The sequence below is a fragment of the Virgisporangium aurantiacum genome (assembly GCF_016863635.1).
GTDB classification, from domain to species: Bacteria; Actinomycetota; Actinomycetes; order Mycobacteriales; family Micromonosporaceae; genus Virgisporangium; species Virgisporangium aurantiacum.
This window is the reverse complement of sequence record NZ_BOPG01000043.1, coordinates 1-26,076: the sequence shown is the minus strand read 5'-3', so window position 1 is coordinate 26,076 and position 26,076 is coordinate 1. Positions and strand designations below refer to the sequence as shown.

Sequence of the window (26,076 nt, the reverse complement as noted above, 5' to 3'; positions counted from 1 at the left end):
TGTAGATCTTGGACTCCTTGCGGTGCCCTGGCACCTCGGGGAGTCCAAGATCGGTGAAGCGGCCCGGCTAGGCGCGGGGGCGGACCAAACCCAGGTCGTACGCGCGGATCGTGGCCTGCACGCGATCGCGCACGCCGAGCTTGGCGAACAGGCCGTTGATGTACGTCTTCACCGTGCCGGTGGCGATGTTCAACTCCACCCCGATCTCGGTGTTCGACAGCCCGCGGGCCACCAGCGTCAGCACCTGGGCCTCGCGCGGGGTCAGGCCGGCCGGGGTGCCGTCCGGGGGGACCACCGCCGGCGCCACCCGGCCCACCGCGAACGACTCGATCAGCCGGCGGAGCACCGGCGGCGCCAGCGTGCCGTCACCGGCGGCGACGGCGCGGACGGCGGCCACCAGGTCGGCCGGGTCGGCGTCCTTCAGCAGGTAGCCCGACGCGCCGGCGCGCAGCGCCTGGTAGACGTACTCGTCCAGGTCGAACGTGGTCAGCACCAGGACCTTCAATGCGGAGCCGGACGCGGTGAGCCGCGCGGTCGCGGTCAGTCCGTCCATGCCGGGCATGCGGATGTCCATCAACACCACGTCGGGTCGGGTGTCGGCGGCCAGGTTCAGGGCGGCGGCGCCGTCCGCGGCGGTGCCGACCACCGTGAGGTCGGGTTCGGCGTCGAGGATGGCGGCGAAGCCGGCGCGTACCACCGGCTGGTCGTCGACGACCATCACGCGGATGTCGATGCCGGCACCTCCCCCGCGCTCGCCGGTCCGGCCGCCTCCGGCGGTGCCGGCAGGTGAACCTGTACCACCCCGGCCGGGTCGAACCGGATCTTCCCACCCAGCGCGGCCGCCCGCGCGCGGATCCGGGCGGCGACGATTCCCCGCGTCGCGCCGGGCACGCCGCAGATCGTCACCACCAGCGTCTCCCGGATGTGGTCGACCGAGACCGTCACCGTCCCGGCGGTGTCGTCGGTGTCGAGCGCCGCGTCGACGATGCGGTAGCCGGACAGGTCCACGGCCACCGGCAGCGGATGCAGGATCGGGCCGGCCTCGAGGTCGATCCGCCGCTCGGCGCACAGGTCGGCCAGGTCGGCGATGCCGCGCGGCGGGGCGCTGCGGTCACCGGCCGGCATCGGCTGGATCGCGCCGAGCAGCTCCCGCATGGCCGCGAGCCCGGCCCGGGCCTCGGCAATCACCTGGTCGACGGCCGCGAGCGCGGCGGCGGGCGACGCGTCGGGCGGCACCGACTCGGCGGCCGCGATGAGCCGCTCGGCCGGCTCGATCACCGACACGTGCAGCCCCACCGCGAAGCGCTGCCGCTGGTCCTGCGCGGCCGCCGCGGCCCGCTCGTCGGCCGCCCGCAGCGCCACCGCCTCGGCGTCGAGGGTCCGTTCCCGGCGGCGCCGCAGGACCGTCGCCGGCGTCCACATCGTCACCAGCAGGAAGACCGTGTACGCGACGATCTGGATCATCCCCACGACCGCGAACGACAGGATGATCTGCAGTGGAGGCTGGGGCGTGCCGGCCAGGCCCCGCATCTCGTCGCCGACGATGATGATCATCGCCGCCACGGCGGTGGCCGCCCCGACCGCCCCGCACCACGTCCATGCCGCCGGCCTGGCCCGCAGCGCGACGGCCCACACCGCGGCCATCTCCGCCCCGAACCCGATGACCAGCGGGTCGATGGCGTCGGTCGGCAAATGGGTGACCGTGATGATCACCGCGTAGGCGAGCCCGGCGCAGGTCACCGCCGCCAGCGTCCGCCACGGTGCCACCCGCCGCCACCACACCGGGCTGGCGTGCAACAGGATCAGCAGCGCCAGCAGCCACCAGTGCTCCCGCACCGGTTTGGTGTCGATCAGCATGACCAGCATCGGCGGGATCAGCACCAGCAGCACGATCGCGGCGTCGAGCGCCCCCTCGCTCGACAGCAGGCGGTGCTGCCGCTGGGTGCGGGTCCCCACCGGCACCGAGGCCCGCACCCGCCAGCCACCGATCGGGCACGGGCCGGCCTCGAACGTGCCGCCGAGATCCTTCGCCCGAGCGGCCAGGCCCACGAGACCCCGGCCGGAACCGAGAGAACGGTCGGCACCCCCGGACGGCGGATTGGTCACGGTCACCAGCACGCTGTCCGCCGAGACCGTGACCGCCGCGCTCACGAGGGCACCGGCCGCATACCGCAACGCGTTCGTGGCCGCCTCCTGCACCACCGCGAACACGGCGTCGATCACCGTCGGCGGCAGCTCCTCGGCCGGCCCGGTCACCTCGACCTCGACCTGCTGGCCGGCGGACCGGGCGGTGGTGGCGAGCCGGGCCAGCCGGGGCGCCAACGGCTCCCCCACCCCCGGCTCGATCACGGTCACCAGCCGGTTCAGCGCGGTGAGGGTCCGCCGGCCGGTGTCGGCGGCGAACTCGAGCGCCTGCCACACCAGGTCGGGCTTGCCGGCGCCGAGCCGGCGGGCGGCACCGGCGTTCACGACGATCGCGGTGAGGTGATGCGCGGTGACGTCGTGCAGCTCGCGGGCCAGCCGCTCGCGCTCGGCCTCGGCGGCCCGCCGCTGTTCCGCCTCGGCGGCGAGCAGCCGGCCGGCGGCGGCCGCCCGGGCCCGCTGCCACCGGCCGCGGTTCGCACCGAGCGCGGCGACACCGGTGTAGACGATCACGACCAGGCCGATGGCCCACCCGAGATCGGGATCGCGGGACGCGGCCAGGGTCGAGATCCAGATGACCAGCAGCAGAACGACCGCGACCAGCGCGTGCCGGGCGGGCTTCAGCGCCGCCAGCGAGTACAGGATCACCAGGTCGGCAACGCCGATGATCATGAGCACGTCGGTGGGTAGGACCACCGTGCCGGTGCCGGCCGCGATCACCGCGACGACGAGCGCCGGCACCGGTGCCCGCCGCCGCCACCCCAACGCGACGACGAGAACCACGGTGATGACCACCGCACCGGCCGCGTCCAACGGCTGCGGCGGCTGCGTGAAGACGTACGGGGCGACCGGCCACACGAGGAGCTGCCCGATCCCCATGAGGACGGGCAGCCACCAAATCCGGATCGCAGACATGCTGCTCACGACCCTACGGGCTACCGCGAGCGGATTTCGTCACCGAGCCGACGGATGGGCCCCTCCACCCACAGGTAGAGAGGCCCCCGAACTACATGGATGCGACGTCGGCCTGCTTCGCCCGCACTGCCTCGGCGGCCTCCTTCAGCGCGGCCAGCTCGCCGTCGGTGAGCGGGGTCTCGATGACCTTCTTCACACCGCCGGCACCCAGCTCGGCCTCGACGCCCAGGTACACGCCCGAGATGCCGTACTCGCCGTCGACCCAGGCGCACGACGGGATCACCGCACCCGAGTCCTCGGCCACCGCGCGCGCCATCCGGGCCGCGGCCGCCGACGGCGCGTAGTACGCCGAGCCGGTCTTCAGCAGCCCGACGATCTCGGCGCCACCGTTGCGGGTCCGCTGCACGAGCTCTTCGATCTTGGCGGCGTCGAGCACGTCGGCGAGCGGCTTGCCGTCGACGGTGCACCGCGACGGCACCGGCACCATCGTGTCGCCGTGCGACCCGAGCGTGAGCGTCTTCACCGAACCGACCGGCACGTTCAACGTCTCCGCCACGAAGTGGGTGAAGCGGGCGGTGTCGAGCACGCCGGCCTGGCCCAGCACCCGGTTCTTCGGGAAGCCGGTGGCCAGTTGCGCCAGCGCCGTCATCTCGTCGAGCGGGTTGGAGACGACGATCACCACCGCGCCCGGCGCGTACTTGGCGATGTTCTCCGACACCGAACGCACGATCTTGGCGTTGACCTCCAGGAGGTCCATCCGGCTCATACCGGGCTTGCGCGGCAGGCCGGCGGTGATCACGACGATGTCGGAGCCCTCGATCGCCTCGTAACCCTCGCCGTTCGGGCCGGTGGTCTGGCCCACCACACGGGTCTCGAAGCCCTCGATCGACCGGGACTGGCTCATGTCCAGTGCCAGGCCCTCCGGCTTGCCCTCGACGATGTCGGTGAGCAGAACCGTCTCGAACACGTTGTATTCCGCCAGGCGCTGCGCTGTCGTCGATCCGTAGAAGCCGGCGCCTACGACGGTGACCTTCTTGCCCATGAAACCTCCCGGTGACAATCCACCTGCGACCCTAGTCGGGCGTTCCGGGCGAGGCCCCGGGGGGCATGCTTAGCCGCGATGAACCGCATCACGATCATTCGCAGCGGCGCCCTCGGACTGGTGGCGGGCGGCGGCCTCCTGGTCGTCGCGGCGTCGATGGGTCCGGCCACCTGGCGGCAGGGCGAGGCGCACGCGAAGCCGGCGGTGGCCGTCCTCGTGACGGTCGTGCTGCTCGGGCCGGTGCTGTCCGCGCTCTCCCTGGCCACGAGAAAGCTGGCCGCGAGAAGGATCGCGGCCGTCGCCGGCGCGGGTTCGGCGATCGCGGCGGCGCTCGCGGTGGGCGCGGCCGCCGGCGAGGCGACCCGCGACGGCCTCGCGCCCGGCGGGCCGCTCGCCGCGGTCGGCGCCACGCTCGCTGCCGGGGGCTGGTTGGTCGCGGCGCTCACGGCCGACCTTCCCGGAAGGCTTCATCCAGGACTGCTGGTGGGCGCGACGATCCTGGTGGTGCTCGTCGGGTGGCTGGGGCCGGTGGGCGCCGCCCGGCTGGCCCGCTCGGGCACCGATGCCCGCACGGTCGCGGCGGTGCCGGCCGCGGAAGCGGCGCCCCCGCCGGGCCTCGCCACCGCCTGGCAGGCCACGCCGAGCGGACCGGTGGCCGGCGTCGCGGGCAATGTCGTGCTGCTGCGCGAGAGGGCCGGCGTCCGCACGCTCGACGTCCGCACGGGCCGCGCCGCCTGGCATCACCTGCGCTCGGGCCGGTCGCTGGTCGGCCTCGGTCCGGCCGCTGGCGGCGGCCTCGTGGTCGGGCTCTGGCAAGGAGACGGAGAGACGCTCGCCATCGCGTTCGACGCCTACACCGGGAAGCGGCGGTGGCAGCGGACGGTCGACGCGCCGGCCGCCGACCACCAGGTGACCGGTTCGGCCGGCCTCGTGGTGCTGGTACCGCGCGGCAAACCGGCGCCGGTGCTCGCGCTCGACGTCCGCACCGGCGAGCGTCGCTGGGCCTGGCGCCCCGCGAACGCCGAATGCGCGGTGGTGGCGGCCGCCACCTCCGACGAACCGGACCGCGACGACACGCTGGCCGTGGCGTTCTCCTGCCCCGACGGCCGCCGCGTGTCCGGGCTGTCCACAGTGGACGGAGCGGTCCGCTGGACGTGGGCACCGTCGTCCCCGTCCGACGCCGTCGACGGGTTGCCGCCCCGCGGCACCGCACCCGGCGGCAGCCTGCCCGGCGGGTACGCGCCCCTCCTGGTGCCGACCGCCGGCGGCGTGCTGGTCAACGACGGCCCCACCGGCCTGGTGCTGAGCATGAGCGGCGGGCGCGCCGGCGCCGCGCACCCGGCCGGCGGGCGCCTGGCCGCGTCGGCCGGCGCCACGGGCCTGTACCTGGGCGGCGACAACGCGACGGCCGTCGACCTCGCGCTGGGCCGGGAACGCTGGAAGGTACCGCTGCCGGCCGCCACCACCCCGGTTGCGGTGGCGGCGATCGAGGGCGCGGGCTTCGCCCTGGTCGTCCCCGACCGCGGCGGCCCCGCGCGGCTGGTCCGCTACGACCTGAACACCGGCACGAACCTGGCCGAACGCCAGGTCGACGACGCGTCGACCGGCCTCTGGCTCGCCCCCGGGACCCTCCTGGTGACCACGACCACCAACGCCGTGACCGCCCTACGCTGAGCGCTCGGCCGCTTCCACCACGTTGGCGAGCAGCATCGCCCGGGTCATCGGGCCGGCGCCGCCGGGAATTGGGGCCAGCCAACCGGCCACCTCGCGGACGCCCGGGTCGACGTCGCCGACCATGCGGCCCTTGCCGTCGGCACCGACCACGCGGGTGGAACCCACGTCGACCACCGCGGCGCCGGGGCGGATCATGTCGGTCGTGAGCAGGCCGGGCACGCCGGCGGCGACCACGACGATGTCGGCCCGACGGGTGTGTGCCACCAGGTCGCGGGTGCCGGTGTGGCAGCTCGTGACGGTGGCGTTCTCCGAGCGGCGGGTGAGCAGCAGGCCCAGCGGCCGGCCGGCGGTGATCCCGCGCCCGATCACCACGACCTCGGCGCCGGCGATCGGCACACCGAAGCGGGTGAGCAGCTCGACGATGCCGCGCGGGGTGCACGGCAGCGCACCCGGCTTCTGCAGCACGAGGCGCCCGAGGTTCACCGGGTGCAGGCCGTCGGCGTCCTTCTCGGGGAGCATGCGTTCGAGCACGCGCTGCTCGTCGATGTGCTTCGGCAGGGGCAGCTGCACGATGTAGCCGGTGCAGGCGGGGTCGGCGTTCAGCTCGTCGACGACCCGGTCGACCTCGGCCGGGGAGACGTCGGCCGGCAACTCGCGCTGGATCGAGGCGATGCCCAGCTCGGCGCAGTCGCGGTGCTTGCCGGCCACGTAAATGTGCGACGCCGGGTCGTCACCCACGAGCACGGTGCCCAGCCCCGGGACGATTCCCCGCTCGGCCAGCGCCTTCACCCGCGACCGGAGCTCGTCCTTGATCGCCGCAGCGGTGGCCTTGCCGTCCAGGATCGTCGCACTCACCCGAAGACTCTATCGCCCGGTCCCAGGTGGGCACGCTACGGTGCTGTGCGTCATGAGGCGATGGATGGCGGGGGTGGCTGCGGGGCTCATGCTCGCCGTGGCCGGTTGTCAGGGAGACGCGGGAAGGGCGGTCGGCGTGCCGGCGGAAACCGCACCGACGAGTACCACCAGCCCCGGTGCCGGTCCACCCTCCGGTTCCGCCGCACCGACCGCTCCGGCCTCGTCCGCGAAGGGTGGACCGGCACCGAGCCAGGCGCTCACCAGCTACATCGCCGGGGCGCCGGGCACGCTCGGGCTGGTCGTCCGCGACACCGTCACCGGGTCCACCTGGCAGGCCGGTGACCCGGCGCATGCCGCCTGGACGGCGTCCACGATCAAGCTCGCCATCGCGACCAGCCTCTTGGAAAGCGACTTCACGCTGACCGCCGGCGACCGCGACAACATGCGGAAGATGCTGGTCGACTCCGACAACGACGCCACCGACGCGCTCTGGGACAAGTTCGACGGCGTCGACATGATCCCGCAGTTCAAGCAGCGGTACGGCATGGCGACGCTGGCCGTGGTGAGCGGCTACCGCCCGTACTGGCGGCACCTGCAGTGCAGCGCCACCGACCTCGCCACGGTGATGGCATACGCGCTGGCGAAGCTGCCGGCGGCCGACCGCACCCAGCTGGTCGGCTGGCTGAAGGCCGCCGCCGGCGTGCAGCAGTGGGGCGTGTGGGCCGCCGGATCCGACGCCGGCCACAAGCCCGGCTGGGCGTTCAAGCCCGAAGGCACCCCGGACCACTGGGTCGTCCACTCGGTCGGCTTCGCCGGGCCGCGCGAGCGTTACATCGTCGCGGTCACCTACGACCAGCCGCCCGGCCGGAGCGCGAAGCAGGGCGCCCAGACGATCAGCGACGTCGTGTCGCTGGCGTTCGGACGCCCGCCGCGCCAGGTGAAGGGCCCGTAGACCGCTCAGTGATAGAAGTGCCGGGTCCCGGTGAAGTACATCGTGATCCCGGCCTTCGACGCGGCCTCGATCACCTCCGGGTCGCGGATCGAGCCGCCCGGCTGGGCGACCGCCCGCACACCGGCGTCGATGAGCACCTGCAGGCCGTCGGCGAACGGGAAGTACGCGTCGGACGCGGCAACCGAACCCGCGGCCCGGTCACCCGCCCGGGCGACCGCGAGGCGGGCCGAGTCGACCCGGTTCACCTGACCCATGCCGACGCCCACCGTGGCCCGGTCGGCGGCGAGCAGGATCGCGTTCGACTTGACCGAGCGCACCGCCCGCCACGCGAACGCCAACTCCGCCAGGTCGGCCCCGGACAGGGCCGGCCCGCACGCCAGTTTCCAGCCGGACGGGTCGTCGCCCGGCGCGTCGACGGCGTCGCGCATCTGCACCAGCACCCCGCCGCTGACCTGCCGCGTCTCGGCCGGCAACGGCCGGAAGGGCGCCGCCCGCAGCAGCCGGATGTTCTTCTTCGCGGCCAGCACCTGGACGGCCCCGTCCGCGTACACCGGTGCGACCACCACCTCGGTGAAGATCTCGGCGATCTGCTTCGCCAACTCGACGGTGACCTCGCCGTTGACCGCGATCACCCCGCCGAACGCGGAGACCGGGTCGCACGCGTGTGCCTTGCGGTGCGCCTCCGCGACGTCGGCGCCGAGCGCCACGCCGCACGGGTTGGCGTGCTTGATGATCGCCACGGCCGGGTCGGTGAAGTCGTGCACGGTGCGCCAGGCGGCGTCGGCGTCGACGTAGTTGTTGTAGGACATCTCCTTGCCGTGCAACTGCTCCGCCTGCGCCAGCCCGGCCGGCGCCACCGGATCGGTGTACAGCGCGGCCTGCTGGTGCGGGTTCTCGCCGTACCGCAGCACGGCCTTCTTCACCAGCGTCTGCCCGGCGAACGCCGGCCACCCGTCGGCCTCGTCGGCCTGGACGGCGAACCAGTTCGCGACGGCCACGTCGTACTCGGCGATCGCCACGAACGCGTCGGCGGCGAGCGCGCGCCGCTCGCCCAGCGTGAACCCGCCGGCGGCCAGTGCCTTCGTGACCGCGCGGTACCCGGACGGCGACGTGACCACGGCGACGGACGCGAAGTTCTTCGCGGCCGCGCGCACCATCGCCGGGCCGCCGATGTCGATCTGCTCGACGCACTCGTCGGGCGAGGCGCCGGACGCGACCGTCTCGGTGAACGGGTAGAGGTTGCTCACCAGCAGGTCGAACGGCGCCACGCCGAGGTCGTCGAGCTGGGCGACGTGCGACGGCAGTCGCAGGTCGGCCAGCAGCCCGGCGTGCACCTTCGGGTGGAGGGTCTTGACCCGGCCGTCGAGGCACTCGGGGAAGCCGGTGAGCTCCTCGACCGGCGTCACGGTCACACCGGTCGCCGCGATGCGGGCGGCGGTGGAGCCGGTCGACACGATCTCGACGCCCGCGTCGGCGAGCGCCCGCACCAGGCCATCGAGCCCGGTCTTGTCGTACACGCTCACCAGGGCGCGCCGGATCGGGCGGCGCCCGTCACTGGCTGTCATTTACGATCTTCACCTTCCGGCCGTCGACGGTCCATCCCTGGCGGACCATCCGTCCCACGTACTCAACGAGTTGGCGCCGTTCGGCGTCCTTGATGCGTTCGGTGAGGGTCTCCTCGGTGTCGTCGTCGAGCACCGGAACCGCCACCTGCGCGATGATCGGGCCGGTGTCGACGCCGGCATCCACGAAATGGAGTGTGGCGCCCGCCACTTTCACTCCGTACGCCAGCGCGTCCCGGGGGCCGTGAATGCCCGGAAAGGCCGGCAGTAGCGCATTGTGCGTATTTACGTATCGACCCCCGAAACGCGACAGAAACTCCGGGCCGACCAGCTTCAGAAACCCCGCCGATACGATCAGATCGGGCGAATGTTCCGCACATGCCGCAGTGAGCGCCATATCCCACTCCGACCGTGAGGCGAATTCGCGTACGGCCGCGACGAAGGTGGGAATGCCGTGATCAGCGGCCCGCGCCTCACCCTTCGTGTCCGCCCGGTCGGCACCCACCGCAACAATTTCGGCACCATAAGCAGGGTCGACGGCGGCGTCGAGCAGCGCCTGCAGATTCGTGCCGGACCCGGAAACGAGGACCACCAGCCGCTTACGCACCCGGACACCCTAGCCGCCGGGGTTGATCTGCCCGATCCGCGCCCCTTGCCTGCCTGCGCTACGACGGTAAAGCAAGTACGCTGCGCAGGTTCCGCGCCGTGTGTGTCGACGGAGTTGGGGCTGAGGGCAGTTACACCTCACGAGGGAGTTATTCGCGATGCAGCCTGGCTATCCCCCGTCGGGTCAGGACCCGTACGGTCAGCCGTACACCGACCCCTCGGGCCAGGGCCAGTATGGGCAGCCGCAGCAGCCTGAGCCGCCCAAGCCGCAGGAGTACCAGCAGCAGCAACAGCCCAACCCGAACGAACCGGCGCCGAGCCCCTTCGCGCCCGATTACAGCCAGCCGCAGCAGTTCACGATGCCGCAGTCGTACGAGCAGCAGTCGTACGAGCAGCCGCAGCAGCAGCAGCCCACCTCGTACGAGCAGCCCCAGTCCTACGCCCAGCCGGCGTACGAACAGCCACCGCCGCCGGCGTACCAGCAGCAGCCGCAGCAGCCGCCGTACGCCGACCCGTACGCCCACCCCACATCGGGCGCCGCCCAGGCGTTCCCCGTGTCGGCGAACCCGTACCAGGTGTCGGGCGGCGCGTACGTGGCACCGGCGCCGCCGCCGGGCTACCCGGCGCCCGGGTACCAGGTTCCCGGGTACGGGCCGCCGCCGGGATCGGGTTCGGCCAATGCGCTCGGCATCGTGTCGCTGTGCCTCGGCATCCTGTCGATCCCGATGGGCTGCTGCAGTTTCTTCGGGCTCATCCTGCCCATCCCGGCGATCATCTGCGGAATCCTGGGCATGCGTAAGGCCGATCAGGGGCTGGCCAACAACAAGGGTCTGGCCATCGGAGGTTTGGTCACCGGCATCGTCGGGCTACTGATCAGCCTTACCGTTATCGGTTTGTATTTGACCAGCGTCATCAGCAGCAACAACATCTACAGCTGACAAGGGAAGAACGCAGGAGGCAAACGAATGAGCTACCCACCCCAGCAACCGCCCTACGGTGGCCAGGCCTACGGCCAGCCGCAGCCGGCCGGTACCGACCGCACCCAGCTCTGGGGCATCCTCGGTATCGTCATCGGTCTGATCTGCTGCCCGCTGGTCGGCATCATCTTCGGTGTTCTGTCCATCGTCGAGGCGAACAAGTGGGGCAAGCCGAAGACGCTGGGCATCCTCGCCATCGTTGCGTCCGTCGTGGGCATCATCATCGGGACGACGCTCAACATCATGCTGCGGAACTAGCGAACACCGACAGGCCGTCGTCGAGCCTGGTCATCCCCGCGGGGTGGCCAGGCTTCACGCTTTCCGGGCGGTCATCCCCCTGGTGACGGCCGCCGAGGCCAGTACACCCGCGCCCACCACCGCGGCCGCTATCGCGGCCAGTGGCCACGCCTCGGCACCCATGTCGGTCAACCGCCCCGACCCCACCGAACCGCGTGAGGCCAGCGCCGCCAACCCCAGCACCGCACCCGCGACCGGGCCGGCCAGCGCCGCCGGCACCAGGAGCCGCACCCACGCCCCGCTCCGCGGCTGGTGCGCCGCCCGCAGTTGTCGCCGTGCCAGCAGCCAGCCGGCGATCATCCCGGCGACCAGCGGCACCGCCAGCAACAGCCCGCTCCACGCCGACAATGGCCGCGCCGGAACCGCCGCCAGCACCGGTAGCGCCGGCACCGGGCCCAGCGACACCGCACCGGCGCTCACCGTGGTGCCCACGCCCAGGGTGAACCCCGGCCCGACCAGGTAACTCGCCCCCCACACGGCCAGGTTCGGCGCGTAGACGAGGCAGACGAGCGTCAGGCCGGCCTGGCCCACCACGCCGGTGCGGTACTCGCGCAGCATGTCGGTGGCCACCCCGGCCGAGAGCGCCAGCGCGAGACCGGTCGCCGCCGCGCCGGCCGCGATCACGAGCAGCGCCGCGACCGCACCCGTCCGGACCGCGTCGCGGACGGCCACCGGCACCACCGGCGCCCAGCGGGCCGGCCAGCCGCCCTCCCAGAGCGCACCGGCGAGGCCCGCGCCGAGGCCGAACAGCGTCGTCGTCAGGCCCGCGCGGACCGCCGGCACGTGCAGGCCCGTGGTCGACACGGCCAGCGCCAACGCCGTCCCGTAAAGGCCGTACGCGACCGCGACGGCCGCACCCGCCTTGACCGCCGGCAGCACCGACCGGCTGCGCCGCGCGGCGGCCGCCCGCGCGGCGTGCACACCCGCGCGGGCCACCCGCCACGCGGCGAGCGCGCTGATCGCGAGCGGGGTCAGGCCGATCGGCCCGAGATCGGTCTTCAACGGGACCGCGTGCGCCAGCAGCCACGCGGCGAACCCGCTGCGCAGCACCGTCTCGGAGTCGGTGGGGTTCGGCGAGATCAGCAGCACCGCGGCCGCCGCGAGCAGCACCGGGGTGGCCGACACCAGCACCGCCCAGCCCGTGGTGACGGCCGCCGCCAGAACCAGGGGCGCGCCGCCGGTGCGTCCCGCCGCTTTTTCATCGACGCGCGGACCGCGACGCTCGCGCGGAGCCCCGTTCCGCGGACGCCGCTCCTGCGGAACGCGTCGCGTCTCCGTCGGCGGGTCCGGGGTGGCTGGCATCGGGCTCCACTGTGCCAAAAGGATGGCGGCCGGTCATGCCGACCGGCCGCCGTGTCTTGCTTTTAGCGTCTTTACAGCGAGGTCATGACCTCGCGCATCAGGTTCGCCGTCTCGGTCGGGGTCTTGCCGACGCGCACGCCGGCCGCCTCGAGCGCCACCTTCTTCGCGTCGGCGGTGCCCGACGAGCCCGAGATGATCGCGCCCGCGTGCCCCATGGTCTTGCCGGGCGGGGCGGTGAAGCCGGCGATGTAGCCGACCACCGGCTTGGTGACGTTGGCCTTGATGAAGTCGGCCGCCCGCTCCTCCGCGTCGCCGCCGATCTCGCCGATCATCACGATCGCGTCGGTCTCGTCGTCGTCCTGGAACGCCTGGAGCGCGTCGATGTGCGTGGTGCCGATCACCGGGTCGCCGCCGATGCCGATGCACGTGGAGAAGCCGATGTCGCGCAGCTCGTACATCATCTGGTAGGTCAGCGTGCCGCTCTTGCTGACCAGGCCGATGCGGCCGGCGCCGGCGATCGTCGCCGGGATGATGCCGGCGTTCGACTTGCCCGGGCTCGCGATACCGGGGCAGTTCGGCCCGATGATCCGCGTGCCGTTGCCCTTGCTGCCGGCGTGCGCCCAGAACGCCGTGCTGTCGTGCACCGGGATGCCCTCGGTGATGACCACGGCCAGCCCGATGTTCGCGTCGACCGCCTCCAGCACCGCGCCCTTGGCGAACTTCGGTGGCACGAAGACGACCGTGGTGTCGGCGCCGGTCTCGGCGATCGCCTCGCCGACGCTGTTGAACACCGGCACCTTGGCGCCGTCGAACTCGACGACCTGCCCGCCCTTCTTGGGCGTCACGCCGCCGACGACGTTCGTACCCGACGCCAGCATGCGCCGGGTGTGCTTGGAACCCTCGGAGCCGGTCATGCCCTGCACGATCACCCGGCTCTGCCCGGTCAGCCAGACCGCCATGTCACGCCCCCTGCGCCGCGAGCTCGGCGACGCGGCGGGCCGCGCCGTCCATGGTGTCGACCCGCTCCACCAGCGGGTTCGCGGCCGAGTCGAGGATGTGGCGCCCCTCCTCGGCGTTGTTGCCGTCAAGCCGTACCACGAGCGGCTTGGTGACCGTCTCGCCTCTTTCGGAGAGCAGGTCGAAGGCGCTCAGGATGCCGCGGGCCACCTCGTCGCAGGCCGTGATGCCGCCGAAGACGTTGACGAACACGCTCTTCACGGCCGGGTCGCCGAGCACGATCTCCAGGCCGTTGGCCATCACCTGGGCGCTGGCGCCGCCGCCGATGTCGAGGAAGTTGGCCGGCTTCACGCCGCCGAACTCCTCGCCGGCGTAGGCGACCACGTCGAGCGTCGACATGACCAGGCCCGCGCCGTTGCCGATGATGCCGACCTCGCCCTCGAGCTTGACGTAGTTGAGGTCCTTCTCCTTGGCCTTCTGCTCCAGCGGGTCGACGGCCGCGGTGTCCTCGAACTCCTTGTTCTCGGGGTGGCGGAAGTCGGCGTTCGCGTCGAGCGTGACCTTCGCGTCGAGGCAGAGCACCCGGCCCTCGGGCGTCTTGGCCAACGGGTTGACCTCGACCAGCGTCGCGTCTTCGGCCTTGAAGGCCTGCCAGAGCTTCACCGCGATGTCGACGACCTGGTCCTTGACGTCGTCGGGGAAGCCGCCCTGCTGCACGATCTCGCGGGCGATGGCCTCGGTGACGCCCTCGTTCGCGTCGATCGGCCGCTTGACGACCTTGTCGGGCTGTTCGTGGGCGACCTGTTCGATCTCCATCCCACCCGCGACGCTGGCGATGCACAGGAAGGTGCGGTTGGCCCGGTCGAGCAGGTACGAGAAGTAGTACTCCTCGGCGATGTCGGCGGTCGTCGTCAGCATGACCTTGTGGACGGTGTGGCCCTTGATGTCCATGCCGAGGATGTTCTGCGCGTGGGTTTCGGCCTCCGGCGCGTCGTCGGCGAGCTTCACCCCACCCGCTTTACCGCGACCGCCCACCTTCACCTGGGCCTTGACCACGACCCGGCCACCGAGGCGGTCGGCTATCTCGCGGGCTTCCGCCACGCTGGTGGCGACCCCGCCGTCCAGCACCGGCAGCCCGTGCCGGGCGAACAGCGCACGCCCCTGGTACTCGTACAGGTCCACTTCGTCAGCTCTTTCCAGCTCTTCGACGGCTTCCTGGGCATCTCGCCGCAGCCTAGCGAGCAGGTCACGCCGTGGTGTCGGGCGGGTGCTCCGCGTGTGACGCACGGGCGCGTACCCGCACGGGTGACGGGCGTAACCGCCCCTGCAAGGCGTCGTTGAGTGAGATGCCGGCCTGCTGCGCAGGTCGGCACCAGAAACGGCCGATGCCCTGTCGGTCGAGGGGTGGCGGCGGGGCATCGCGCATCGAGGGGCCGGACGTGTGAGGGGTGCGTCCGGCCCCTCACTCTGTGCGTGACCTCGCGCACATATTGATCGGTCGATTCCCCAATTCCGCCACCGGCGCGTACTCATACGCCAGTTGGCGGATTTTTTATGGCGAGTGGCCCTCGCACCGCATTCCATGGGTTTGCGGGTAACGATGTCGCACGTGGACAGTGACGGAAGTTCAACGAAATGACGGAGAATCGCTCTGCGTAGCCGCTTGAATGCGCGTCTCGGCTTGTGGAGCCTGGTACCTGGCGCTACCGTTCTCGACGGCATCCGCGCGAAAGGTTGCCCCGCATCCTTCCAGCGGCCGAGATTTCCCGGGGTTCCTCCACCTGGGGATCGGGTCGGAGATGCGCCCAGCGAAATCGGGAGCGTGAGTGGCGAATCGGCAGCAGGGCGACCGCTATTGCGGCCGTCGTCGCGTTCGGGGAGCCTCCCGGAGCCGCTATGCCGCCGTTGTGACCTCCGCTTTCGTCGGCGCGGGCGTGGTCGCCCTGGTCACCGGCACGGTCATGCCGGACATGCGCGAACCCGACGGCTTCAACCTCGTCGACGCCAACGCCGTCGCCTCCGAGAACGCCGATCGCTCCAAGGCCGTCGGCGACGATCGGGCCAGTCGTAACGACACCCGCGCGGCCACTACCGGCACGGCCGACATCGCCCCGCCGGACATCTACGTGATGCCGCTCAAGGAGTACACGCTCACCTCGAAGTTCGGGCTCCGCAAGCTCGACGCCGAGGCCAACGGGCGCACCGGCATCGACCTGGCTGCCCCGAAGGGCACCGCCTACTACGCGATCGCGCGCGGCAAGGTGGTTCTGGCCCGGGCCAACGGCGGCTACGGCTACTGCGTCATCATCGACCACGGCGGTGGCGTCGTGTCGGTGTACGGTCACTCGAACAGCCTCGCCGTGACGGAGGGCCAGGTCGTCGAGGCCGGGCAGCCCATCGGCGCGGTCGGCGACAGCGGCTACGCGTTCGGGCCGTACCTCCACTTCGAGGTCCGCGTCGACGGCCAGCAGGTAGACCCGATGGAATACCTGAAGGGCAAGGGCGCCGAGCTTCCGAAGAAGGCCGACGCCCCCACCGGGTAACGCCGCTAGAGCTTCTCCAGCGGCGCGTGCCGGAGCACGATCCACATCACCTGGTCGCCGAAGTCGACCTGGGCCTGTGCCCGCGCACCGAACCCCTCGACCTGGGTGACCCGGCCGATGCCGTACCGCTGGTGATTGACCCGGTCGCCCACCGCCAGCGCCGGCACGTTCCCCTTCAGCTCACTGGCCGTGGCCAACCGGCTCGCGTCGATGCCCAGCCGGCCCGCCAGCTCGGCCGCCTTCGGGGTGCCACCGACAAAGCTCGACTGACGCGGGGTCCGGTCGACGCGACCGCCGTGCCCGCCACCCGACCAGCTGGTGTAGGAGGCCTGCGTGCGCTCCCAGCGGACCAGCTCGGGCGGTAGCTCCTCGAGGAACCGCGACGGCGGGTTGTACTGCGGCTGGCCCCACGCCGAACGGGTGACCGCGCGGGTGATGTAGAGCCGTTGCCGGGCGCGGGTGATGCCCACGTAGGCGAGGCGGCGCTCCTCCTCCAGCTCCTTGCGGTCGCCGAGCGCGCGCAGGTGCGGGAACACGCCGTCTTCGAGACCGGTGAGGAACACCACCGGGAACTCCAGACCCTTGGCGGTGTGCAGCGTCATCAGCGTGACGACGCCCTTGTGCTCGGGGTCGTCGGCGGGAATCTGGTCGGCGTCGGCGACCAGCGAGACCTGTTCGAGGAAGCCGTCGAGGGTGGCGACCGGCGCGGCGGCGGCCGCACCCGCGTCGGCGTCGTCGGTGGCCTCGGGGGCGTTGGCCTCGGTGCGTTCGGTGTACTCGCGGGCGACGCTCACCAGTTCCTGCAGGTTCTCGACCCGGCCGGCGTCCTGCGGGTCGAGGCTCTCCTCCAACTCGGTGAGGTAGCCGCTGCGCTGGAGCAGCGCCTCCAGCACCTCTTCCGGTGTGCTGGTTCCGGCCATCTCGCGGGCGGCGTCGAGCATCGCCACGAACTCCTTGACGGAGTTGGCCGCCCGGGTGGAGATGCCGGTGGCCTCGTCGGCGCGACGGCAGGCCGCGCCGAACGAGATGCGCTCGCGGCCGGCCAGCGCCTCGATGCACGCCTCGGCCCGCTCGCCGATGCCGCGCTTGGGCGTGTTCAGCACCCGCCGGACGCTCACCGTGTCGTCTTCGTTGGCCACCGCGCGCAGGTAGGCCAGCGCGTCGCGGACCTCCTTGCGCTCGTAGAACCGCACCCCGCCGACGACCTTGTACGGCAGGCCGAACCGGACGAACACCTCTTCGAAGACGCGGGACATCGCGTTGGTGCGGTAGAACACCGCGACGTCGCCGGGCCGGTAGCCGTGGTTGTCGCAGAGCCGGTCGACCTCGCGGGCGACGAAGTCGGCCTCGGCGTGCTCGGAGTCGGCCACGTACCCGACCACCTGCTCGCCGGCGCCCTGATCGCTCCACAACCGCTTCGGCTTGCGCTCGGTGTTGCGGTCGATCACAGCGTTGGCGGCCGACAGGATCGTCTGGGTGGACCGGTAGTTCTGCTCCAGCAGGATCGTGCGGGCGTTCGGGTAGTCGCGCTCGAACTCGAGGATGTTGCGGATCGTGGCACCGCGGAACGCGTAGATCGACTGGTCGGCGTCGCCGACGACGCACAGTTCGCCCGTGTCGCCGACGATCTCCTTCACGAGCGCGTATTGGGCGTGGTTGGTGTCCTGGTACTCGTCGACGAGCACGTGCCGGAACCGCCGCCGGTACTTGTCGACCACGTCGGGCTTCTGCCGGAACAGGTCGACCACCCGCATGATCAGATCGTCGAAGTCGAGCGCGTGCGCCTCGCGCAGCCGCTGCTGGTACAGCGTGTACGCCTCGGCCACCGCGCGCTGGTGCGGGCCGGCCGCCTTCGCCGTGAACTCGCCCGGGCTCTCCAGCTCGTTCTTGAGGTTCGACACCTCGGCGGCGAGCGACCGGGCCGGGTGACGCTTGGGATCGAGGTCGAGCTCCCGGGCGACGAGCTGCATCAGGCGACGCGAGTCGTCGGCGTCGTAGATGGTGAAGCTCGACTTCAGCCCGGCGTGCTCGTGCTCGGCCCGCAGGATGCGCACGCACGCCGAGTGGAACGTGGACACCCACATGAACCGGGCCCGGTTGCCCACCAGGTGACGGACCCGCTCCTTCATCTCACCGGCGGCCTTGTTGGTGAACGTGATCGCCAGGATCTCCCCCGGATGCACGTCGCGCTCGGCGAGCAGGTACGCGATGCGGTGGGTGAGCACCCGCGTCTTGCCCGAACCGGCACCGGCCACGATGAGCAGCGGCGACCCGGCGTGCCTGACGGCCTCGGCCTGCTCCGGGTTGAGACCGTTCAGGAGGACGGCCGCGCCGGGGTTCTGCTGGCGCGCCTGCTTGGGAGCGGGTTGGGCCGGCGGGGCGACATCGGAGAATCCGGGAAGAGGAAGCATCGGTGCGGAAGTCTATTCGTGGGGTGGGACAGAAATCTCTCAGGATCCGGTTGGGCCTTGCCACCTTGCGCAGGCGTGGCATACTTCAACCCGTGAAGATCACGCAGGTGCGATTTTACTTTTACGGCTACGGGAGTCCCGCAGCCGTAGGTCGCGCCTGATCATTCAGACCTACTGCCCCGGGCCTCCCAAGGAGCCCGGGGTTTTGTGTGTCCGGGCACCTGGAGGCCGACATGAGCCCAGATGACGTCCCGGAGGACACCGACATGAGCACCATCACCGCTGGCACCACCGGCACCGCAGAAGGCACCGCCGCCACCGAGCACATCGCCGGCCTGCGCGAACGTCTCGACGAGATCGACGCAAGGATCATCGAGTTGTGGCAGGAACGCGCGGCGATCTCGCAGGAGGTGGGCCGCACCCGGGTCGCGTCCGGCGGCACCCGACTCGTCCTCAACCGCGAGAACGAGATCCTCGAGCGCTACCGGTCGCAGCTCGGTGCCGACGGCGTGCAGCTCGCGCTCCTGATCCTGCGCGCCGGACGCGGTCCCCTGTAACTAGACGAGGCGCCGGTCGGCCGCCCACCGCGACAACTCGTACCGGTTGGACATCTGGAGCTTGCGCAGCACGTTCGACACGTGCGTCTCGACCGTCTTGATCGAGATGAACAGCTCCTTGGCGATCTCCTTGTACGCGTAACCGCGGGCCAGCAGCCGCAGCACCTCGCGCTCGCGGTTGGTCAGCTGGTCGAGCTCCGGGTCGGCCAGCGGGGCGTCGGGACGCGCGGCGAACGCGTCGAGCACGAACCCGGCCAGCCGGGGGCTGAACACGGCGTCGCCGTCGGCCACGCGACGGATCGCATCGGCCAGTTCGTCGGGCGAGATGGTCTTGGTGACGTAGCCGCGGGCGCCGGCGCGGATCAGGCCGATCACGTCTTCGGCCGCGTCGGACACCGACAACGCCAGGAACTTCACGTTCGGGTGCGAACGGCGCATCGACTCGAGCACCGCCCGCCCGCCGCCCTCGGGCATGTGGACGTCGAGCAGCACCACGTCGGGCTCGATCGCGGCGATCTTCGAGACCGCCTCGGGGACGGTGCTCGCCTCGCCCACGACGTCGACGTGGGCGCCGAGTTCGGCCCGGACACCCGCACGGAACATCGCGTGGTCGTCCACCAGGAAGACCCGTAGCCGCTCAGACACAGCACTCAACCCCTATCCGCACTTTCGACCCGCGCGGGTTCCCCGCCCAGCCAGTCACTGACCCGTCCCCGTCGCGGATCGGTCACCGGCATGGTGAGCCGTACCTCAGTGCCGTCACCGGGCTCGCTGCGGATCTCGGCCTTGCCGCCGTGCCGCTGCATGCGGCCGAGGATCGACCCGCGTACCCCGTGCCGGTTGTCGTCGACATTGTCCAGGACGAACCCGACGCCACGGTCGCGGACGAAGACACTTGTTTGATCCTCCTCGACCTCCCCGTACACCGAGACGGTGGCCACCTTCGCGTGCCGGGCCGCGTTGACCAGGGCCTCGCGGGTGGACGCCACCAGGGCCGCGGTGCGCTCGTCGACGTCGCGGTCGCCGACCACGACGACCTCGACGGTGATCGCGTACGTGTCCTCGACCTCGGCGGCCGCCTGCTCGATCGCGGCGCTGAACCGCTCGGTGGGCGACGCGGTGGACTTGTACAGCCAGTTCCGCAGCGTGCGTTCCTGGCCGCGGGCCAGCCGCAGGATCTGTTTCTTGTCGTCGGCGCTGCGTTGGATGAGCACCAGCGTGTGCAGCACCTGGTCGTGGATCATCGCGGCGAGTTCGGCGCGTTCCTGCTCGCGCACCCGGGCCTCGCGCTCGGTGGTGAGCTGGGTGAACATCCGCCACAGCACCGGCGCCAGCGCCAGGCCGACACCGCCGAGGCCGACCGCCGCGAACAGCAGCGCGCCGATGAGCGTGCCGAAGCCCTGGCTGGCCAGCGGCTGCGCGAAGTAGGAGATGATGCCGATCAGGCCGAGGATCACCAGCAGGCCGCCGCCGAGGAACCGGGTGAGCGCGCCGCGCCGGTCGTCGTCGAGCACCGCGCCGAGCCACGGAGCGCCGGGCAGCGCCTCGCTCCACCGCTTGCGCCGCTTCGGGTTGGCCTGGTGCCAGATCACCCCGACGCCCAGGGCCGCCAGGGCGGCCAGCCACCCGATGAGCGTGCTCGGCCCGGGCGGACCGCCGATGAGCACCGACAGGATCGCGATGCCGAGCCCCAGTGCCACGAATGGCACCAATTGTCGGAAGTTGCGTTTCGGCGCCTGCGAGCTCAGCGGGAGGACCGCCCAGAATGCCGTGTAGAGGATCGCGCCCAGCCCGTCGGTGAGCGCCAGGGCGAAGAACGCGATGCGGATCGCCATCACCGGTGCGCCCAGGTGTTGTGCCAGGCCAGCAGCCACCCCACCGAGCACCCGGTTACCCGGATCACGGAACAGGCGCGGCTGTGGCCGGGCCTGTGGTGGGGTCGCCGTTGTCATGAAGCGATCGTCACACGGTCGAGGCTTTCGCGACCAGCCAGAGACGGCCCGGAACCGGCAATTCAGGGTCGCGTCAGGGTCGATTCCGGAGGCACTGGACCCCGACCGGGGGCCACCATCTACAGCATGACGAACGAGCCTGCCGACGCTGCCCGGCCGGATCAGGCGCCCGACGAGCCGGCGCTCGCCCCGCCGGCCCCGCCGCCCGGCCCCCTCTGGCCCTCACTCACCCCGGAGCCGGAACCGACGGTGGCCGGCACCACGACCGCGCCGGAAGGCGTTCCCGCCGGGAGCGCCCCAGGAGGCACGCCCGCCGGGAGCGCCCTAGGAGGCACGCCCGCCGGGAGCGCCCTAGGAGGCACGCCCGCCGGGAGCACGCCAGGAAGCACGGCCACCGGAGCGACCTCGGGGGCGGCATACGCCCCTGGGGGCGATCAGGGTACGGCTGCCGGTGCGGGAGCAACCAGCGGTACCGGTGGCTGGGGTGGTCAGTTCGGGCCCGGCGGTCAGTTCGCGCCGGGGTTCATGGCCAAGTACGGGCTCGTCCGGCCGGTGACCGGTCGGCACTTCGCCGGGGTCTGCGCGGCGGTCGGGCGGGCGACCAACACCGACCCGATCCTGTGGCGGGTGCTGTTCGCCGTCCTGACCCTGTTCGGGGGCGTCGGACTGCTCGCCTACCTGATCGGCTGGCTGCTCATCCCCGCCGACGGCGACACCGCGTCGCCGGTCGAGGCGGTGCTCGGCCGGGGCACGTCGCGCACGTCGGCGCCGGTCGCGGTGATCGGGACGATCGTGGCGATCCTGGTGTTCGCGCTGGTCGCGTCCGAAGGGCTGCGGCCGGCGGTGGTGGGCGCGCTGGTCGTGCTCGGCGCGGCCGTGCTCCTCAGCCGGGGCACGCTGCAGCGACCCGGGCAACCGAACAACATTCCGTTCGGGGCCCAACCGTTCGGGGCGCCGATGGTGCCACCCAGCCCGCACACGCCCTGGATGGCGACCGCCGCCCCGGCCACCATGCCCACCGTCGTGCCGCCCGTCGTACCCACCGCCGCCGCGTCCGCGGCCCCGACGGTGCCGATGCCGGCGGACCGCATCGAATCGCCAGCATCGGAGCCCACCGTGCAGAAGTCACCGCTCGCCGAGGAAACCGCGGAAGCCGCAGAAGGCGCGCAAACCGCGGACGGCGTACCGGCCGGCACCGATCCGGCCGATGGGCCGGAGAGCCGTACCGACGACGCACGGCAAGAGGAGGTCGCTGCGGCGACCACGCACGCCGTCATCTCGGAGCCGGACGAAACGCTGACGCTGCCGGAACCACCGCAACCACCGAATCTGCCCTACGGCCAGGCGTTCGCGCCGCACGGACCGTTCGCGCCGCCCGGGCCCTACCCGCCGGCGTTCGGGCCGATCCCGCAGACGCAGACGCGGCGGCTGCCGCTCTACGGCCCCTACCCGCCGATTCCCGGCGCCGGGCTGCCGTGGGACGCGCCGGTGTCGGTCGACCCGATGTCGCACTACCCGGGCATGCCGTTCTCCGGCCCGCCGGCGCCGAAGCCCAAGGTGAAGCGGCCGAAGTCGCGCCTGGGCAAGGTGACGGTCTACGCGACCGCGATCGCCCTCGGCACGCTGGCGACCGTGCACCTGCTCGGCGCCTCGATCGCCGGATCGGCGTACTTCGCCGTGGCGCTGGCCGTGGTCGGCCTCGGCCTGGTGGCGGGCGCCTGGGTGGGCCGCGCGCGGCTGCTGATCCCACTCGGGATCGCGCTCAGCATCGGCCTGCTGGCCTCCACCGCGTCGTCGATGGACGGTCCGCACCGGGCCGGCCGGCCGGAACAGTTCAACCCGACCACGATCATCGAGGTCAACGAGAACAACCCGTACACCCGCGACACCGGTGACCACACGCTGGACTTCACCCAGGTCGACTTCAACGGCCAGCAGATCACGTTCGAGGCCACCAACGACGTGGGCCGGATCGAGATCATCCTGCCGCCGAACGTCGACGTCACCGTGCGGGCCAAGGTCGAGGTCGGCGACGCGCGGGTGTTCAACTCGCGGTGGGGCGGCCTCAGCGACCAGTGGCGCACCGTCGTCGACTACGGCGCCGACGGGCCCGACAGCGGCGGCTCGCTGCAACTGACCATCTCCGTCGACGTCGGAAACCTGGAGGTCCACCGATGAACATCCACCGCACGGACCGGTGGTCCCTCTGGATCGGAATGCTGTTCCTCGGGTTCGTGGCCTGGTGGCTGCTCGGCAGCCAGCTCAAGGTCCACATGCCCACGGCGGGCCTGATCTTCGCCGGCGGCCTGATCCTGTTCGGCATCTTCGGCCTGATCGGCTCGCTGCGGCCCCGGCAGCCGGTGGAGCCGGTGAGCACCCCACCGCTGAACTCCGACTGAGGTCTTCGAGCGGCTAGCTCACACCGCTCGGAATATGCTGGCCGGCGGGGTTCTTTACGGAACCCCGCCGGCCAGTGCCGTTTCCCGTCTCTAGGAGCTGATCGTCGCGATGAGCGAGTTCCCCGCCAACCTGCCGGCCGCGTTGCGCCGCCCGATCGTCGGCCACCGAGCGGCAGCCACCCTCGTCGACGAACTGGCCCGGCACAACGGACCCAAGACCGGCCTGCTGATCGGTGGCGGCGCCGGGTCGGCGGTGCTCACCGCCGCCGTCGACGCGCTGCTGCCCGAGGACCGGCTGGTGGTGGTCGGCGACGAGGGGACCCGTCAGCACGTCGCCAGCCAGGGGAGCTGGGTCGCCAGCCGGGTGTCGGTGGTCGACTCCGTCGGCGCCGCCGACCCGTCCGACGTCGTGATCTACGCCGAGCCGCTCACCGGCACCGCCGAGCAGACCCGCGCCCTCCTGGAGGGCCTCGGCAAGCACGTGAACGAGGGCGGGGTGCTCTCGGTGGTGGTGCCCGCCACCAGCCGCCCCAGCGGCGCCGTCGACGAGATCGAGCGGCAGGTGGCGCTCTACGGCGTCGGCAGCGACCTCGTGCTGCGCAACGTCCCCCCGGTACGGGTGCACCGGCTGCGCTTCAGCGCCGCCGATCACACGCTGGCGGCGAAGCTGGCGCCGGCGGTGCGCCCGTCGAGCGTGCGCATCACCCGCGGCATGCACATCGACTCGAACGGCGTCGCCGCGGCCGGCATCGCGCTCGGCCTGGCCGCGCTCGCGAAGGCGGCCCGGCCAAAGTCGCGGCTCTGGCTGGTGCCGGCCCTCGCGGCCGCCCCGGTCGCGGCGTTCTTCCGGGACCCGAACCGCGACGTGCCGGAGGACCCGGCGGCGGTGGTCGCCGCGTCGGACGGCAAGGTCCTGGGTGTGGAGCGGCTCACCGACGACCGCTTCGGCGACACCGAGTACCTGCGGATCTCGGTGTTCCTCTCGGTGCTCGACGTGCACGTCAACCGCTCGCCGGTGGCCGGCAAGGTGACCGACTACTTCGTCGAGGACGGCGGCTACGCCGCGGCGATGAAGCCGTCGGCCGAGCACAACGTGGCCGCGTACACGGTGCTCGAAACCGCGCACGGCCGGGTGATCGTGGCCCAGCGCACGGGCCTGATCGCCCGTCGCATCGTGCAGCGCGCACCGGTCGGCTCGCTGCTGGCCAAGGGCGAGCGCATGGGCCTGATCCGGTTCGGCTCCCGCACCGACGTGTACCTACCGGCCGACAAGGCCACCCCGCGCGTCTCCCCCGGCGAACGGGTGGTCGGCGGCGCCTCGGTGATCGCCCGCTGGAAGTAGCTCCCGCTACGCGATCTTGGACTGCGTGCGGGCCTCTGGCACCGCACGGAGTCCAAGATCGAGGAAGGGTCTAGGCCAGGTTGCGGTTGCGGACCCAGAGGACCGGGCCGCTGAGGAGGTAGGCGAGCACCACCACGGCGAACGTCAGCTGGTAGTTGACGAACGCGCCCACCACCGGCAGCGCCAGCACCCACGGCGGCAGCCGCAGCAACCGGGCCAGCTTGACGTACGGGAAGCTCGACACCATCGCGAGCGCGAGCATCACGACGGCCGCCACCTGCAGCGCCACCGGCGCCGACGGCGCGATCAGCACGCCCACCGCCAGTACCGCGGCCACCATCGTGGTGGGCACGCCGCTGAAGAAGCGGCCGTCCTTCGGCGAGACGTTGAACCGGGCGAGCCGGATGCCCGCGCAGACCGCCACCAGCGCGCAGGCCGGCGCGGTGATCGCGGGCGCGGCCTCACCGGAGAGCAGGACGTGCACCACCACCGGTGCGGCGATGCCGAACGAGCACATGTCGGCCAGCGAGTCCATCTGGGCGCCGAACGGGCTGGCCACCCGCAGGCGGCGGGCCAGGGCACCGTCGAGGCCGTCGAAGACGACGCAGGAGATCAGGCACATCGCGGCCAGCTTGAGGTCGCCGCCCTCGGTGGCGAGGAAGATCGCGGTGACGCCGAGGACGAGGCTCAGCAGCGTGCAACCGTTGACGATCGCGAACCGGATCCGGCGGCCGATCGTCCGCTCGCCGGGAAGCAGCGGGATGTTGACGCCGCTGGACGGCACCGGGCCGGCCGGGGCCGGAATGGCCGGGCTGGTCGGCACCAGGTCGACGAGATCGACGGTGGTCAACGGGGTGGGCTCGGAGCGACCGGGCCGGCTCGCGACCGCGGTTCCACCCCGACCGGCGGCGCCGCGACTCAGCGTGAAGCGGCGACGCGTCGGCAAGGCATCGGTGCCCGGCGGGGACGCGGGATCGGTGAGCGGACCAACAAGCACCCGACGTGCCAACGTTCCACCGCGCCGCAACCGGCCGGCCCACCTGCGCCCTGCCGGGCGGGGGATGTCGTTCACGCGGCGCCGGCGCCATGGGGCTGTCGGCACGTAGAACCTCCTTGTTCCGTTCCCACCCGCGCGGATGCGGCCTATACCATCGCACATCAATATGTGATTTCGCGACGGTCAAACAGCTTCTCTTATGGGCTAAACCCGGTCAAATACCATTCAAACGACCGTAGCTTAGAGTAGTCGTGCTTCACCGACGAGTCCAGGACCCGTCACAGAACCGATGACGCCAGATCCGTCAGCGCCCTCCTGTCGATCTCCGCCGGCCGCATCCATGTTGCCTCAACGGTAGAACCGGCCGTCTCGGTGACCCGAGGTTCGGTCGGCTCCTCGACCGCCATCTCGTACACGACCCGGATGGTGTGCCAGTTGATCGGATACCCCTCCCAGCCACGGGCAACCGGGTTATGCCGGTGGGATACGCTCAGTAACCGGCCGATCGTCCCGACCTGACCGGTCTCCTCCGCCACCTCACGCAACAGCGCGTCCGACGGCGCTTCGCCGACCTCGGTGCCGCCGCCGGGCAGG

The 26,076-nt window shown here is 71.7% G+C and carries 23 protein-coding genes; 9 read left to right on the top strand and 14 right to left on the bottom strand.

Features of this window, described 5'->3' with window-relative positions; translation table 11 throughout:
• Positions 1-67: 67 nt before the first annotated feature.
• From Vau01_RS31320 to mdh, 3 genes are all read right to left on the bottom strand, one after another.
• Positions 68-718, bottom strand: coding sequence for a response regulator (locus Vau01_RS31320; RefSeq protein WP_239152011.1), 651 nt, complete (start codon positions 716-718; stop codon positions 68-70).
• Entirely contained in the window at positions 718-3,057 is a 2,340-nt protein-coding gene (locus Vau01_RS31315) for a sensor histidine kinase (RefSeq protein WP_204000030.1), read from the bottom strand. The genes Vau01_RS31320 and Vau01_RS31315 overlap by 1 nt, the downstream gene beginning before the upstream one ends.
• Before the next feature lie 91 nt (positions 3,058-3,148).
• On the bottom strand, positions 3,149-4,099 hold the full coding sequence (gene mdh / locus Vau01_RS31310) for a malate dehydrogenase (protein WP_204000028.1): 951 nt from the start codon (positions 4,097-4,099) through the stop codon (positions 3,149-3,151).
• A gap of 78 nt (positions 4,100-4,177) precedes the next feature.
• Between mdh and Vau01_RS31305 the strand changes: the two genes are divergently transcribed.
• Complete coding sequence (locus Vau01_RS31305; RefSeq protein WP_204000026.1) at positions 4,178-5,773, top strand: outer membrane protein assembly factor BamB family protein; 1,596 nt, start codon at positions 4,178-4,180, stop codon at positions 5,771-5,773.
• Here the strand turns inward: Vau01_RS31305 and Vau01_RS31300 are convergent.
• Positions 5,765-6,628, bottom strand: coding sequence for a bifunctional methylenetetrahydrofolate dehydrogenase/methenyltetrahydrofolate cyclohydrolase (locus Vau01_RS31300; RefSeq protein WP_204000024.1), 864 nt, complete (start codon positions 6,626-6,628; stop codon positions 5,765-5,767). The two genes, Vau01_RS31305 and Vau01_RS31300, sit on opposite strands and share 9 nt — an antisense overlap.
• A gap of 52 nt (positions 6,629-6,680) precedes the next feature.
• Between Vau01_RS31300 and Vau01_RS31295 the strand changes: the two genes are divergently transcribed.
• Positions 6,681-7,580, top strand: a complete 900-nt coding sequence (locus Vau01_RS31295; RefSeq protein ID WP_204000022.1) for a serine hydrolase — start codon at positions 6,681-6,683, stop codon at positions 7,578-7,580.
• Positions 7,581-7,585: 5 nt separating this feature from the next.
• Here Vau01_RS31295 and purH read toward each other — a convergent pair whose 3' ends face one another.
• Both purH and purN read right to left on the bottom strand, forming a co-directional pair.
• Positions 7,586-9,145, bottom strand: a complete 1,560-nt coding sequence (gene purH, locus Vau01_RS31290; RefSeq protein ID WP_204000019.1) for a bifunctional phosphoribosylaminoimidazolecarboxamide formyltransferase/IMP cyclohydrolase — start codon at positions 9,143-9,145, stop codon at positions 7,586-7,588.
• Entirely contained in the window at positions 9,132-9,749 is a 618-nt protein-coding gene (gene purN / locus Vau01_RS31285; protein ID WP_204000017.1) for a phosphoribosylglycinamide formyltransferase, read from the bottom strand. Before purN ends, purH begins: the two co-directional genes overlap by 14 nt.
• Before the next feature lie 157 nt (positions 9,750-9,906).
• Here purN and Vau01_RS64720 point away from each other — a divergent pair, with 157 nt between their 5' ends.
• Entirely contained in the window at positions 9,907-10,686 is a 780-nt protein-coding gene (locus Vau01_RS64720; protein ID WP_204000015.1) for a DUF4190 domain-containing protein, read from the top strand.
• A gap of 27 nt (positions 10,687-10,713) precedes the next feature.
• Positions 10,714-10,983, top strand: a complete 270-nt coding sequence (locus Vau01_RS31275; RefSeq protein WP_204000014.1) for a DUF4190 domain-containing protein — start codon at positions 10,714-10,716, stop codon at positions 10,981-10,983.
• Positions 10,984-11,037: 54 nt separating this feature from the next.
• Here Vau01_RS31275 and Vau01_RS31270 read toward each other — a convergent pair whose 3' ends face one another.
• The 3 genes from Vau01_RS31270 to sucC form a co-directional block, all read right to left on the bottom strand.
• A complete protein-coding gene (locus tag Vau01_RS31270; protein ID WP_275423970.1) occupies positions 11,038-12,324 on the bottom strand; it encodes a cell division protein PerM in 1,287 nt (428 codons plus the stop codon).
• Between the two features lie 71 nt (positions 12,325-12,395).
• Complete coding sequence (gene sucD, locus Vau01_RS31265) at positions 12,396-13,283, bottom strand: succinate--CoA ligase subunit alpha (protein ID WP_204000012.1); 888 nt, start codon at positions 13,281-13,283, stop codon at positions 12,396-12,398.
• 1 nt (position 13,284) lies between these two features.
• Positions 13,285-14,463, bottom strand: coding sequence for an ADP-forming succinate--CoA ligase subunit beta (gene sucC / locus Vau01_RS31260; protein ID WP_204000010.1), 1,179 nt, complete (start codon positions 14,461-14,463; stop codon positions 13,285-13,287).
• 725 nt (positions 14,464-15,188) lie between these two features.
• Between sucC and Vau01_RS31255 the strand changes: the two genes are divergently transcribed.
• Positions 15,189-15,824 (top strand): M23 family metallopeptidase, encoded by a 636-nt coding sequence (locus Vau01_RS31255; RefSeq protein ID WP_204000008.1) that lies wholly within the window; start codon positions 15,189-15,191, stop codon positions 15,822-15,824.
• Positions 15,825-15,829: 5 nt separating this feature from the next.
• Here the strand turns inward: Vau01_RS31255 and pcrA are convergent, their stop codons facing one another.
• Positions 15,830-18,235: a DNA helicase PcrA gene (pcrA, locus tag Vau01_RS31250; RefSeq protein ID WP_204000005.1), complete on the bottom strand. Its 2,406-nt coding sequence runs from the start codon at positions 18,233-18,235 to the stop codon at positions 15,830-15,832.
• A gap of 233 nt (positions 18,236-18,468) precedes the next feature.
• Here pcrA and Vau01_RS31245 point away from each other — a divergent pair, with 233 nt between their 5' ends.
• A complete protein-coding gene (locus Vau01_RS31245; RefSeq protein ID WP_204000002.1) occupies positions 18,469-18,792 on the top strand; it encodes a chorismate mutase in 324 nt (107 codons plus the stop codon).
• On the opposite strand, the gene Vau01_RS31240 is transcribed toward Vau01_RS31245, so the two are convergent.
• Together Vau01_RS31240 and Vau01_RS31235 are read right to left on the bottom strand one after the other, a co-directional pair.
• Positions 18,793-19,446, bottom strand: coding sequence for a response regulator (locus tag Vau01_RS31240; RefSeq protein WP_203999999.1), 654 nt, complete (start codon positions 19,444-19,446; stop codon positions 18,793-18,795). It lies immediately after the preceding gene.
• Complete coding sequence (locus tag Vau01_RS31235) at positions 19,443-20,744, bottom strand: ATP-binding protein (protein ID WP_203999995.1); 1,302 nt, start codon at positions 20,742-20,744, stop codon at positions 19,443-19,445. Before Vau01_RS31235 ends, Vau01_RS31240 begins: the two co-directional genes overlap by 4 nt.
• 525 nt (positions 20,745-21,269) lie before the next feature.
• Between Vau01_RS31235 and Vau01_RS31230 the strand changes: the two genes are divergently transcribed.
• From Vau01_RS31230 to Vau01_RS31220, 3 genes are all read left to right on the top strand, one after another.
• Positions 21,270-22,922 carry a PspC domain-containing protein gene (locus tag Vau01_RS31230; protein ID WP_203999993.1) on the top strand — a complete coding sequence of 551 codons (1,653 nt, stop codon included), beginning with the start codon at positions 21,270-21,272 and terminating at the stop codon, positions 22,920-22,922.
• Positions 22,919-23,143 (top strand): hypothetical protein, encoded by a 225-nt coding sequence (locus Vau01_RS31225; RefSeq protein WP_203999990.1) that lies wholly within the window; start codon positions 22,919-22,921, stop codon positions 23,141-23,143. Before Vau01_RS31230 ends, Vau01_RS31225 begins: the two co-directional genes overlap by 4 nt.
• Before the next feature lie 109 nt (positions 23,144-23,252).
• The gene (locus Vau01_RS31220; RefSeq protein WP_203999987.1) at positions 23,253-24,485 is read left to right on the top strand and encodes a phosphatidylserine decarboxylase; all 1,233 of its coding nucleotides are present in this window, start codon (positions 23,253-23,255) and stop codon (positions 24,483-24,485) included.
• A 70-nt stretch (positions 24,486-24,555) separates the two neighbouring features.
• Here Vau01_RS31220 and Vau01_RS31215 read toward each other — a convergent pair whose 3' ends face one another.
• Both Vau01_RS31215 and Vau01_RS31210 read right to left on the bottom strand, forming a co-directional pair.
• Positions 24,556-25,512, bottom strand: a complete 957-nt coding sequence (locus tag Vau01_RS31215) for a CDP-alcohol phosphatidyltransferase family protein (protein ID WP_373320336.1) — start codon at positions 25,510-25,512, stop codon at positions 24,556-24,558.
• Positions 25,513-25,760: 248 nt separating this feature from the next.
• Positions 25,761-26,076: NUDIX hydrolase (locus Vau01_RS31210; RefSeq protein WP_203999981.1), on the bottom strand; the 316-nt coding region annotated here is incomplete at its 5' end.